The organism is Halomonas flagellata, assembly GCF_022487945.1.
Taxonomy (GTDB): domain Bacteria; phylum Pseudomonadota; class Gammaproteobacteria; order Pseudomonadales; family Halomonadaceae; genus Halomonas; species Halomonas flagellata.
On record NZ_JAKVPY010000006.1, the window covers coordinates 139109 to 150726 of the forward strand.

The 11618-nt window shown below is 67.2% G+C and carries 13 protein-coding genes; 3 read left to right on the forward strand and 10 right to left on the reverse strand.

From position 1 onward, the window contains the following. Positions 1-262: 262 nt before the first annotated feature. Positions 263-853: a Fe-S biogenesis protein NfuA gene (nfuA, locus tag MKP05_RS06805; protein ID WP_240567627.1), complete on the forward strand. Its 591-nt coding sequence runs from the start codon at positions 263-265 to the stop codon at positions 851-853. A gap of 23 nt (positions 854-876) precedes the next feature. Here the strand turns inward: nfuA and MKP05_RS06810 are convergent, their stop codons facing one another. Then, positions 877-1947, reverse strand: coding sequence for a DNA-binding protein (locus tag MKP05_RS06810; protein WP_240567629.1), 1071 nt, complete (start codon positions 1945-1947; stop codon positions 877-879). A gap of 243 nt (positions 1948-2190) precedes the next feature. On the opposite strand from MKP05_RS06810, the gene MKP05_RS06815 reads away from it, so the two are divergent. Both MKP05_RS06815 and MKP05_RS06820 read left to right on the forward strand, forming a co-directional pair. Further along, positions 2191-3435 (forward strand): tyrosine-type recombinase/integrase, encoded by a 1245-nt coding sequence (locus MKP05_RS06815; protein ID WP_240567630.1) that lies wholly within the window; start codon positions 2191-2193, stop codon positions 3433-3435. 27 nt (positions 3436-3462) lie between these two features. Next, positions 3463-3888 carry a SufE family protein gene (locus MKP05_RS06820; RefSeq protein WP_110285153.1) on the forward strand — a complete coding sequence of 142 codons (426 nt, stop codon included), beginning with the start codon at positions 3463-3465 and terminating at the stop codon, positions 3886-3888. 4 nt (positions 3889-3892) lie between these two features. Here MKP05_RS06820 and yidD read toward each other — a convergent pair whose 3' ends face one another. The 9 genes from yidD to ectA form a co-directional block, all read right to left on the reverse strand. Beyond that, the gene (gene yidD / locus MKP05_RS06825; RefSeq protein ID WP_110285154.1) at positions 3893-4240 is read right to left on the reverse strand and encodes a membrane protein insertion efficiency factor YidD; all 348 of its coding nucleotides are present in this window, start codon (positions 4238-4240) and stop codon (positions 3893-3895) included. Positions 4241-4245: 5 nt separating this feature from the next. After that, positions 4246-4698 (reverse strand): phosphoribosyl-AMP cyclohydrolase, encoded by a 453-nt coding sequence (hisI, locus tag MKP05_RS06830; RefSeq protein ID WP_240567632.1) that lies wholly within the window; start codon positions 4696-4698, stop codon positions 4246-4248. 36 nt (positions 4699-4734) lie between these two features. Then, positions 4735-5190 carry a Fur family transcriptional regulator gene (locus MKP05_RS06835; RefSeq protein ID WP_110285176.1) on the reverse strand — a complete coding sequence of 152 codons (456 nt, stop codon included), beginning with the start codon at positions 5188-5190 and terminating at the stop codon, positions 4735-4737. Between the two features lie 146 nt (positions 5191-5336). After that, complete coding sequence (locus MKP05_RS06840; protein WP_110285156.1) at positions 5337-6326, reverse strand: alpha-L-glutamate ligase-like protein; 990 nt, start codon at positions 6324-6326, stop codon at positions 5337-5339. A 5-nt stretch (positions 6327-6331) separates the two neighbouring features. After that, the gene (locus MKP05_RS06845; RefSeq protein WP_110285157.1) at positions 6332-7837 is read right to left on the reverse strand and encodes a UUP1 family membrane protein; all 1506 of its coding nucleotides are present in this window, start codon (positions 7835-7837) and stop codon (positions 6332-6334) included. A 42-nt stretch (positions 7838-7879) separates the two neighbouring features. Further along, the gene (locus MKP05_RS06850; protein ID WP_240567634.1) at positions 7880-8725 is read right to left on the reverse strand and encodes an ATP-dependent zinc protease family protein; all 846 of its coding nucleotides are present in this window, start codon (positions 8723-8725) and stop codon (positions 7880-7882) included. Positions 8726-9017: 292 nt separating this feature from the next. Further along, a complete protein-coding gene (locus MKP05_RS06855; protein WP_240567635.1) occupies positions 9018-9428 on the reverse strand; it encodes an ectoine synthase in 411 nt (136 codons plus the stop codon). 100 nt (positions 9429-9528) lie between these two features. Continuing rightward, positions 9529-10794, reverse strand: coding sequence for a diaminobutyrate--2-oxoglutarate transaminase (gene ectB, locus MKP05_RS06860; protein ID WP_110285160.1), 1266 nt, complete (start codon positions 10792-10794; stop codon positions 9529-9531). An 88-nt stretch (positions 10795-10882) separates the two neighbouring features. Continuing rightward, positions 10883-11461 (reverse strand): diaminobutyrate acetyltransferase, encoded by a 579-nt coding sequence (ectA, locus tag MKP05_RS06865; protein WP_110285161.1) that lies wholly within the window; start codon positions 11459-11461, stop codon positions 10883-10885. Positions 11462-11618 lie beyond the last annotated feature (157 nt).

Sequence of the window (11618 nt, forward strand, 5' to 3'; positions counted from 1 at the left end):
GTGGCAGGCTCTCCACCCTCGGGTCGGGTGGTACAGCGGCCGAATCAGCCCGTCATGGTAGCAAAAGCCGGCGCCATGGGGCAGGGGGAGCACGCAGGCGGGTCGTACCGAGGGGGATGCGGCTATAACCGAGCAATTCACTCGGGATTGTCTCGCGACGCGTGCTCGCTTACCATGAGAGGCATGACATTCCCGGCGCGCGGCGCCCCGACCGGGAGCGGTGGACTCCCCGCCGTGCCGCGGCCCGACCAGCGAGAGCATCATGAGCGACAGCATTCAGATCACCGACAGCGCCCAGGACTACCTTGCCGAACTGCTCGAGAAGCAGAACGTCGAGGGCATTGCCGTGCGCATCTTCATCACCCAGCCGGGCACGCCCTACGCCGAGACCTGCCTGGCCTACTGCCGGCCCGGCGAGGAAGAGCCCAGCGACGAGCGTCTCGACCTCGAGAAGCTCGCCGTCTATCTCGACAAGCACAGCATCCCGTTCCTCGAGGAGGCGGTGGTCGACTTCAACGCCGACCGCATGGGCGGCCAGCTGACCATCAAGGCCCCCAATGCCAAGATGCCCAAGGTCAATGCCGACAGCCCGCTGGAGGATCGCGTCAACTATATCCTCTACAGTGAGATCAACCCCGGGCTCGCCGCTCACGGCGGCGAGATCAAGCTGGTCGAGCTCACCGAGAACCAGGTGGCGGTGCTGGCCTTCGGCGGCGGCTGCCAGGGTTGTGCCGCGGTCGACCTGACCCTCAAGGAGGGCGTCGAGCGGACCCTGATGGAGCGTATCCCGGAGCTGGCCGGCATCCGCGACGTGACCGACCATACGGACACGACCAACGCCTATTATCGGTGAGGGGTGAGGCGCAAGGGGGGCGCCTAGCGCCGCCCCCTTGCTTCCCCGGCAGGCTCCTCTGAAGGCTCCGCATCGGCGGGGCCTTCGTCGTTGTCGGGCTCGGCCGCCGGCTTCGGCTCGACGCCCCGCGCCGTCACCGGGGTCTGCCAGAGGCAGCGGTTGAGCTGTGCCTCCAGCTCGCGCAGCCGGCGCACCTGATCCTCCAGCAGCCGCTTCTGCTCGTCGATGCGTGCCTGCAGCAGGACCTGCTCATGCTGCAGTGTCCGGGTTCGCTCCTCGGCCTGATGGCGAGCCCACTCGGTCTCCCGGTGACGCTTCTCCTCCTCGGCCAGGGCGCCACGTGCTTCCTGCACCAACTGCTGCGCCCGCTCCAGTCGCGCCTCGAGTTGCTGCAGTCGCTGGGCATGGCTCTTGTCGGCGGCCTGTCGCTCCCGGCGCGCCTCGTCGAGCAGGGACATCAGCCGCGCCTCGGCGCTCTCGTGGCGCTCCTCCTCCTGGGCCAGCCGCTCGCGATGCTGCGTCTCGCGCTCCGCCAGCGCCTGCTGGTGCTCGTGCGCCCGACGCTCGTTCTCCGCCTGCAGGCGCGCCAGCTGCTCCTCGAGCCGGTCGGCACGGGTGGCGAGGCGTGCCTGCTGCTCCGCCAGCGCCTCGCGCTCGGCCTCGCTTCGTGCCAGGGCAGCGCTGCGCTCCTCCAGTCGTTGTTCGGTGCTGGCCAGATGGGTGGCCAGGGCCGACTCGCGCTGTTCGGCATCCTCCGCCTGGCGCCTGGCCTCGCCGACCTCGTCCCGGGCCGCCTTCACCTGCTGGTTGGCCTCCTCGCGATAGTGGCCCAGCGCCTCCCCGGCGGCTTCCTGGGCCCTGTCCCACAACGCCTCGGCCAGCTCCTGCAGCCCCTCGGGCATGCCGCGGGGCGGGGGCAGGTCACGGTTCTCTTCCCGGCGGGCGCGCCAATGGCGCAGGTGCTCGCTGATGGTGGTGAAACTCCCGGTCCCCAGCACCTCACGCACCTTCTGCACACTGGGTGACTCGCCCCGGGCCAGCAGATCATCGATCGCCCGTTGCACGTCCTCGTAACGCACTCCACTGCGTGCCATGCGGTTCTCCTTGGTCGGTCGCTCGGCCGGGTGACGCCGGCGAGCCGTCGGGGCGGCTGTCGCCCTCCCTTTCCCTTCGCAGGATACCCCATGGCGCCACACCAGGGAAGGTTATTACATAATACGTAAAACGTAATTTTATTTACGACAAAGGCAATAAAAGCAAGATTACGCGGCTTATCTTGATTATATTTCACTATGGCCGGACAATCTGCCGGCAGCAAACGGGCCGCTGGGAGGCCGATGGCGAAGGAGGGAGAGGGCGATGCGAACGAGGAGGCGAGCATGAGCGATGGCCGGGAAGGGCCGGCAGACCGCGCGATAGCCGACGACTCTGCCGACACGGCGATCCTGTTGTCGCGCCCCCGGCCGCCAGCCGGTGTGCGCATCGAGGCCGGCAGCGATGCCGAGGCCGTGGCCCGGTGGCTGGCGGAATACCGCGCCAGCCACCGGACCCGGGCGGCCTATCGTCGCGAGGCCGAGCGGCTGCTGTTGTGGCTGCAGGGTCACGGGCTCGGCCTCGGCGGGGTGCGCCGCGAGCATCTCGACGCCTTCGAGGCCTTCCTCGCCGACCCGCGCCCGGCCCACCGCTGGGTGGGGCCGCCGCGCCCGCGACACAGTCCCGACTGGCGCCCCTTTCGTGGCCCGCTGTCGCCGGCCAGCCGCCGCCAGAGCCTGGTGATCCTCCAGGGGCTCTTCGCCTGGCTGGTGGAGGCCGGCTGGGTCGACCACAACCCCTTCCGGCTGATGCGCGACAAGCGGCGGCGGCTCGACAACCGCCAGGGCGGGATCGAGCGCTACCTGGAGAAGCCGCTATGGGATTGGCTATGGGGCTGGCTCACCAGGCCGCTGGAGGAGGGCGCCTCGCGACGGCGGCGCTTCGAGGCCGAGCGCCGGCGCTTCGCGTTCGGCTTTGCCTACCTGCTGGCCCCGCGGGTCGGCGAGATGGCCGCGGCGCGCATGGGTGACTTCGTGCGCCGCGAAGGGCGCTGGTGGTGGCGGGTGGTGGGCAAGGGCGACAAGGCGGCACGGATCCCGGTGCCGCCCGACATGCTGGCCCTGCTGGCAGCGTGGCGAGCCGCGCTGGGACTGTCGCCGCATCCGGAACCGGACGACGACGGTCCGCTGCTGCGGGCCCTGGATGGCAGGCGCGGCCTCGGCGACAACCGGCTCTACCGGTTGATCCGCGAGACCTTCCGCGACGCCGCCACCGCGCTGGAGAGGGAGCTGGGGGAGGGCGCCCGGGCCGAGGTGCTGTGCCTGCGTCGTGCCACCCCGCACTGGCTGCGGCATACCGCCCTGACCCACCAGGCCCAGGCCGGGGTGGAGCTGCGCTACCTCGCCGGCACCGCGCGCCATGCGCGGCTCGATACCACGGCCCGTTACCTGCACGCCGAGGACGAGGAGTGGCATCGCCAGCAGTCGGCCCATGGCCTGGCGCCCCGCGCCGTTACCAGAGATCGAGATGGCGGCCCCGACACGTTATAATGGTGACAACCCCTTCAAGGAGGCGTCATGAGTTCCGAGATCACCGCCGAACAGGCCCAGCGGGAGCTGCTGGACGAGTTCGAGATATTCGACAACTGGATGGATCGCTACCAGTACATCATCGACATGGGCAAGCAGCTGCCTGATTTCCCCGAGGAGTGGAAGACCCCCGAGCGGAAGATCCAGGGCTGCCAGTCCAATGTCTGGATGCACCATTGTCGCGACGGCGAGGTGCTCCATTTCGATGCCGTCTCGGATGCCGCCATCGTTTCCGGGCTGATCGCCGTGCTGATGCGCATCTACAACGACCGCCCGGCGACCGAGATCCGTTCCACCAGCCCGCACTTCCTCAAGGACCTGGGGCTCGACAAGCATCTCTCGCCGACCCGCAGCAACGGCCTGAACAGCATGCTGGCACGCATCTACGAGGTCGCGGAGCGGGAAGCGGCCTGAACGGTCACTGCCGGCGCCGGCCCTGCGGCCGGCAGGAGAAGTGCTCGTCCAGCTCGTCGTCTTCGCGACACAGCGCCTCGCTGGGCCCGCCCGGCACCGGGTCGATGCCGCCGTCGCTGCCGGGGTGACAGCGCACGATGCGTCTCGCCGCCAGCCAGCCCCCCTTGAAGGGTCCGTGCACCCGGATCGCCTCCACCGTGTAGTGGGAGCAGCTCGGCCAGAAGCGACAGCGAGGGCCGAGCAGGGGGCTGATCAGGTACTGATAGACCCTTACCAGGCCGACCATGACCAGCCCCAGGGCACGGCCGAGCAGGCGGAGCGGCCGGCGCAGCCAGGCGGCGAGGCAGGGCATGGGGCTCAGCCCTCTTTCCCGGACCGGCCGTAGAGGGTGGCCGGGTCGATCAGCGGGTCACTGGTGATGCGCGCGCGGTCCTCCTCGAGCGCCACGTAGAAGCAGCTGCGCCGACCGGTATGGCAGGCGGGACCGGTCTGGTCGACCTGCAGCAGCAGGGTGTCGCCGTCACAATCCAGCGCCGCACCCGCGAGATGCTGCTGTTGGCCGGAGGACTCGCCCTTGCGCCACAGCTTGCCGCGGGAACGCGACCAGTAGCAGACACGCCGGGTGCGTAGCGTCTCCTCCAGCGCCTCGCGGTTCATCCAGGCCATCATCAGTACCTCGCCGCTGTCGTGCTGCTGGGCGATGGCGGGGATCAGGCCGTCGGCATTGAAGCGTACCGCGGCGAGTATCTCGGCCAGGGGGTGCCGGCTGTCGACGGTGGCCTGCTCGAGGCGCTTGAAGGTGTCACTCATGCGGACTCCGGGTGATGGCTCGAAAGGGAAGGGCGCTCACTGCTCGCCGGCGACGGCCTGGAGGCAGGCCTCGCAACGGCCAAGCAGCTCGATGGTCTGGCGGTCGACACGAAACCCCAGGTCTCGGGCGCGCCGTACCAGTTGGGCATTGACGTCGTCCAGGTGGAGTTCCTCGACGCGGCCGCAATGGCGGCAGATCAGCAGTTGGAAGCCGTGGGCATGCTCGGGACAGGGGCAGGCCACGTAGGCGTTGAGCGACTCGATGCGATGCACCAGTCCCTGGTCGATGAGAAACTCCAGGGCCCGGTAGATGGTCGGCGGCCGAGCCGCGGCGTGCTCCGTCGCCAGCCGGTCGAGGAGATCATAGGCCTTGAGGCCGCCGGGGGAGTCGGCGATCATCTCCAGCACGCGCCGCCGGATCGGCGTGAAGCGCGCGCCGCGACGCTGGCATTGCCGTTCGGCCTGATGCATCAGGGCACGGGAGTCGGTCATGGTGGCCATGCGGTGACTGAGTGGAATGCCATATTCTACGCGGCGGGCGGCGAGGGAGCCAGTCGGCGCCCCTCAGCCCCAGGGCAATCGCCGTTACCCAAAGCGAGAGGCGCCGGGGACGTTACCGCCATCTGCGATAGCCCTGCTCAGCCCACGGCAACGGCCGGCAGCTCCGGTTCGGTCTCGCGCAGCTCGCTCTGCCGGGCGAAGTGCTGCTGGGCGAAGGCCACCCGCTGCTCGGGTGTGCTGCCTTCCGGCTGTCGCTCGATCAGGTCGAGGCGGGGCCTGAGCCCCTCGCCATTGGCCATCTGGATGGCCAGCCCGGGGCGGGCATTGAGCTCCAGCAGCATGGGGCCGAGATCCCGGTCGAGGACCATGTCGGTGCCGAGATACCCGAGCCCGGTCATCTCGTAGCAGCCGGCGGCCATCAACAGCAGGGTGCGCCAGCCCGGGATCCGCAGGCTGACCAGCTCGTGGCCGGTATCCGGATGGTCGTGGCGGGTGCGGTCGAACTGCACGCTGCGGATGGCGGTGCCGCTGGCGATGTCGAGCCCCACGCCCACCGCGCCCTGGTGCAGGTTGGCCTTGCCATCGGAGGCGGCCGTGGAAAGGCGCATCATGGCCATGACCGGAAAGCCGCGGAAGACGATCACCCGGATGTCCGGGACCCCTTCGTAGGTGTACTCCGAGAGACTCTCGTCGAAGTTGATCAGCGCCTCGACCACCGCCACGTCCGGTGACCCCCCCAGGGAGTAGAGCCCGGAGAGGATGTTGGAGACGTGGCGCTCGATGTCCTCGAGCCTGAGCTGGGCGCCGCTGGGTTTGACGTAGAGACCGTCGGCGCTGTGCTCGATGACCAGGATCCCCTTGCCGCCGCTGCCCTTGGCCGGCTTGATGACGAAGCCGTGGTGGCCCTCGAGCATGGTGCGCAGCTGCTTGACACCGAACTGGGTCGTCACGGTGCCGATCAGCGCCGGCGTGGTGATGCCGTGCTCCTGGGCCAGCAGCTTGGTCTTGAGCTTGTCGTCCACCAGCGGATAGAGCCGTCGGCTGTTGTAACGGCCGATATAGCGGATGTTGCGCCGATTCATGCCGATGATGCCCTTGGTGCGAAGCTTTTCGGGGGTCGTCCACATGGGGCTCAATCCTCGGTGACGGGCTTGAAGCGGCGCAACTCCAGCAAGCGGTAGCCGGTATAGTTGCCGAGCAGCAGGATCAGTGCCATCAGTATCAGCTGGACCCCCAGGAAATTAAAGGTGATATGACGGATCCAGGGGTTGTTCATGGCCAGGTAGGCGAGCACCGCGGTGAGCAGGCTGCCGCCGCCCTGGATCAGCACCTCCTTGGGCCCCTCTTCTTCCCACAGGATCGACATCCGCTCGATGGTCCAGGAGAGGATGATCATCGGGAAGAAGGTGATGGTCAGGCCGGCGTTGAGGCCGAAGCGGTACGAGAGCACCGAGAACAGCGAGATGATGGCGATCACCGTGATGATCACCGCCGTCACCCTCGCCACCAGCAGCAGGTTCAGATAGGACAGGTAACTTCGGATCACCAGGCCCACGGCGACGACCAGCAGGAAACCGACCAGCCCCGTGATCAGGGTGGTCTGGATGAAGGCCAGTGCAATCAGCACGGGCATGAAGGTGCCCGACGTCTTGATGCCGACCAGCACCCTGAGAATCACCACCACCAGGGCACCGATGGGGATCAGCAGGATGGTCTGAAACAGTGCCTGCTCCTCGAGCGGTAGGCTGTGGATCGAGAAGTTGAGCAGGGTGTCGTCGGCCAGTTGATTGCGCACCGCGGCGGCGGCGGGCTGGTTGTGGGTGAGCATCGAAAAGGTCACCCGGGAGTTGGTCGCCCCCTGGACCTCCAGCACCGCCTGGCCGGCGGACTCCCAGAGCAACAGGTTGTCGGGGCGGCCCTGCTCGCCGGTCGCCGGGTTGAACAGCGCCCACTCCTCTTCATCGAAGACCTGCACCCAGGAGGTCAGGCTCTGGCGTCGCCGGCCATCCTCGAGCATCAGGCCGCTGACCTCCCGAGCCGGCACCCCGGCCTGGTTGAGCAGGCGGACCAGCAGGGGGCTGCGCTCGAACTGGGTCAACAGCAGGCGAGCGTTCTCGCCCTGACGCTCATCGCCGAAGTCGCGGATCAGCTCGCGGGCGAAGGTGAAGGCGTCGGCACTGCGCCCCCAGGCACGCTCGATCACCTGGGCCGCGGCGGTGTCGTAGGGGCGCTCCCAGACGATGTCGCGCTGCAGGGGAGGGGGCTCGACCTCCGGCGCCCGCGCGCCCGGGGCCACCAGCAACTGTGCGGTGTAGTAGAGCTGCTGGTCGCCGGCCGCCTCGCGGATCGACCACTGGGCGCGTCGGCCACGCTCGTCCTCGAGGAAGGCCAGCCCGAAACCGGGGGAGGCCGTGTTCTCGGTCAGCAGCCGGAAGCCCTGCTGGTTGGCGGGCAGGGCCATGTCGACCTTGACCGGGCCATTCTGGGCGTTGAAATTGACCTGGGCCTCGACCTCCCAGACCTGGCGCTGCTCGCCGGGCGTCCAGGGAACCTCGAGCTGTACGTGTCGATGCAGGCTCATGGCGATACCGACTACCAGCAGCAGGCCGACGATCAGATAGAAGGGCAGTCGTGACATGGATCATCCTTGGAAGGGTCGGGCGCCTGGTCAGCCGGCGCTTCAGGCTTCTTCTTCGTCATCTCGGTCCCCGGTCTCGTCGCGGTCGGCTTCCTCTGCCGGACGCCCGCCGGGAAATTCCGGGCGCTCATGCAGGTAGTTCTCCGCCACATCGATCACCGCGATATCCATCAGGAAGCGCCGTCCCAGCAGCACCGGGTAGTTGAGATGCGAGCGGTCGTTGAGGGTGAATTCCACCGTCTCGCGTATCGGCCCCAGGGTCATCAGCAGGCTGACCACCGGCCTGGAGTGCTCGCCGGTCGCCTGGTGGATGCGCACGCGACGCTCTATCGGTGCCTCGATCCAGTCGTCGCGAACCCCTTCGACGGCCACGTCCTTCTCGCCCAGGCCGAGCTTGAACCGCACCCAGTCCTCGCCGTCACGCTCGAAGCGAGTTACCTCGGTGGCCGAGAGCGAGGAGGTGTTGGCCCCGGAGTCGACTCGCGCCTTGAGGTAGGTGCCGACATCCGGCAGGCCGACCCACTCACTGCGGCCGACCACGGCCTTGTTGGCCAGCCCGAGCTCGTCGGCGGCGCACTCCCGGGACATGACGACCGGTTCGCCATCGCCATGCTCCAGGCGCTCGATGTCGGCACGCAAGTGGCCCAGCAGGCTGCCGAGCTCACGCACTTCGGTATGCATCAGGTCCTGGCGGTGGAACTGTTCGGCGAGCCGCTCCTGCTGCACGTCACAGCGAGAGGCCAGGTCGGTCTCCAGGCGGTCGATGCGCATCGCGAATTCATCGGGTGTCAGCACCGGCGGCGGCTCGGGGCGGTCGCTTGGCAGGGCGCAGCCGGTCACCAGCAGGGCGAGGGATAGGGCTCCGGTGTGCAGCAGGCGTTGTCGCATGGGGTGAGGAAGATCCTATGAATGGTGGCGTGATGATAAGGAGTCGCTGGCTGCCTTGTCCAACGTCCAACGCCGGATGCTGGAGCGCCGAGGTTGAGTTGGCTCCATGCGGGGACGCGAGCCAGTCATGATTTAACATAATATACATTATGCGAACCCGCGGCTGGCCTGGTCCCGGATGAGTCGCTCGCTGGCCCGGCTCTCGCTCGACGAATCCTCCCTGAACCATACGACGTCGCCCCCGGCTCATGCGAACCAGGGGCGACGTCGAGGCGCTTCGCGCCGTCGGGGCTCAGAGCGGCTTGTCGTCGTCGGCTTCGGCGGGCGCGTAGGAGCCATCCTCGCGATGCACCTCGTGACCGGTCAGGCCCGGTGTGAAGACGCATGCCAGGTGCATGGTCTTGCTGGCCCGCAGCAGATGCTCGTCATGTTGATCGAGGATATAGATGTCGCCCGGCTTGATCGGCCAGATCTTGCCGTCGGCCAGGGTCTCCACCTCGCCTTCGCCCTCGATGCAGTAGACCGCCTCGAAGTGGTGCTTGTAGTGGATGTGGGTTTCGGTCCCTGCGTAGATCCGCGTGATATGGAAGGAACAGTTGCCGCCATCGTCGGCCAGCGACAGGCGGGTGCTGTCCCAGTTGCCGTTCTCGGCCTTGACCAGGCGGTCGGTCTGGCGCGCTTCCTCGAGATTGCGAACGATCATGGATGAGCTCCGATGTATGGGGTATCGATGACGGGCCGGTCGTCCAGGGACCGGCCGATGACCGGGCCGCCGCCGAATCGGCGCGCGGCCCTCCAGACTATCAGCTCAGCGCCTGCTTGACGCTGGTCTCGAGGATGTCCAGGCCTTCCAGCAGATCCTCGTCGGTGATGGTCAGGGGGCAGAGGCACTTGACCACTTCGCCGTCCTGGCCACTGGTCTCGATCACCAGGCCGTTCTCGAAGGCCCTGGCGGTGATCTTGTCGGCGATCTCGCCGCTGCCCACGTCGATGCCGCGCATCAGGCCGCGGCCACGTTCGGAGGCCTCGATGCCCTGCTCGCTGATCCAGGCGGCGATCTGCTGGAAGCGCTCGGCGACCACCCTGCCCTTGCGCTGGACATCACGCTCGAAGCTGTCGTCGCGCCAGTAGTGCTTGAGTGCCGCCGCGGCGGTGGTGAAGGCCAGGGCGAAGCCGCGGAAGGTGCCGTTGTACTGGCCGGGCTTCCACTGGTCGAGCTCGGGGCGCATGAGCACATGGGAGAACGGCAGGCCGAGCCCGGACAGCGACTTGGAGTTGGTGACGATGTCGGGTACGACGCCGGCATGCTCGAAGCTGAAGAACTTGCCGGTACGGCCGCAGCCGGCCTGGATGTCGTCGATGATCAGCAGGATGTCGTGCTCGCGACAGATGCCTTCCAGGCGCTTGAGCCACTCGAGACCGGCGACGTTGATGCCGCCCTCGCCCTGCACGGTCTCGACGATCACCCCGGCCGGTACGTCCAGGCCACCGGATTTGTCGCCGAGCAGCTTCTCGAAGTAGTCCAGGGTGTCGGTGGCGTTGCCCAGGTAGCCGTCGTAGGGCATGAAGGTGCCGCCCACGGTCGGTACGCCGCCGGTGGCCTCACGGAACTTGCGGTTGCCGGTGGTGGCCAGGGCGCCCATGGTCACGCCGTGGAAGCCGTTGGTGAAGGTGACGATGTTGTGCCGTCCCTTGGCATTGCGGGCCAGGCGAATGGCGGCCTCGACGGCGTTGGTGCCGGTCGGCCCCGGGAACTGGACCTTGTAGTCCAGGCCGCGCGGCTTGAGGATCAGCTCCTCGAGGGTCTCGAGATAGTCGCGCTTGGCGGCGGTCCAGAAGTCCAGGCCGTGGATGATGTTGTCCTCGGCGAGGTAATCGAGCAGTGCCTGCTTGATCTTCGGATTGTTGTGGCCGTAGTTGAGGGTGCCGGCGCCGGCGAGAAAGTCGATGTATTCGCGACCGTCCTCATCGGTCAGACGGGCATTGCGCGCCTGGGTGAAGACCACTGGAAAGGAGCGGGAATAGGTCCGGACTTCGGATTCCATGCGTTCGAGGATCTGGGTCTGCATCTGGCGACCTCCTTGTGTGAAGACGAATCGGATAGGCATGGCGGGGTCGACCTGCGACCACACGCCAGGCAGGAAAGTGCGGGGTGACTCAGAGGCGATCGGTCTGGAAGGGACCGATGCGCACCAGGTTCTCCGGGTCGTGCTCGCCGCCGAGTTGATCGGTGGAGAAGTACTCGCGGCTGTTGAGCGGGGCCTGCCAGCGGTCGGCCAGGCGGCGGAACAGCCCCCAGGAAGCCTGGTTGTCGGGGGTGATGGTGGTCTCGAGGTGGTGAACCTCGGCCAGCTCGGCACGGCTCATGACGGCTTCCACCAGGCGGCGTGCCAGCCCGGTGCCGCGGGCCTTCTCGCCCACCGCCACCTGCCACAGGAAGTAGGTGTCCGGGGCATTGCTCTTCACGTAGCCGGAAACGAAGCCGACGATCTCGCCCTCCTCGTTGGTGGCCACCGCGCAGGTATCACGGAACTGGGTGGCCAGGAGCAGATAGGCGTAGGCGGAATTCACGTCCAGCGGCGGACAAGACTTGACCAGCTCGTAGATACCCCAGCCGTCATCGGGGTTGGGCTTGCGGATGAACAGGGGCATCGCATCGAACCCTACCACGGCATCGGCCACGCTGGGGCGTGCCAGATCGGCGGAGGGTGTGAAGGGCTCTGTCGTTGTATTCATGGTGGCGTTTCGCTGTAGCGAATTTGCTGGGCATTATAACAGCGGCTTATTTCATTTCAAAGCGGCGATTATTCTGTCGCACCATATCCATAACGGAAAATTATACTGGCGATGATCGACCGCCTGAAACGCCTCGTGTCGGGTCGGGGTCAGGTCC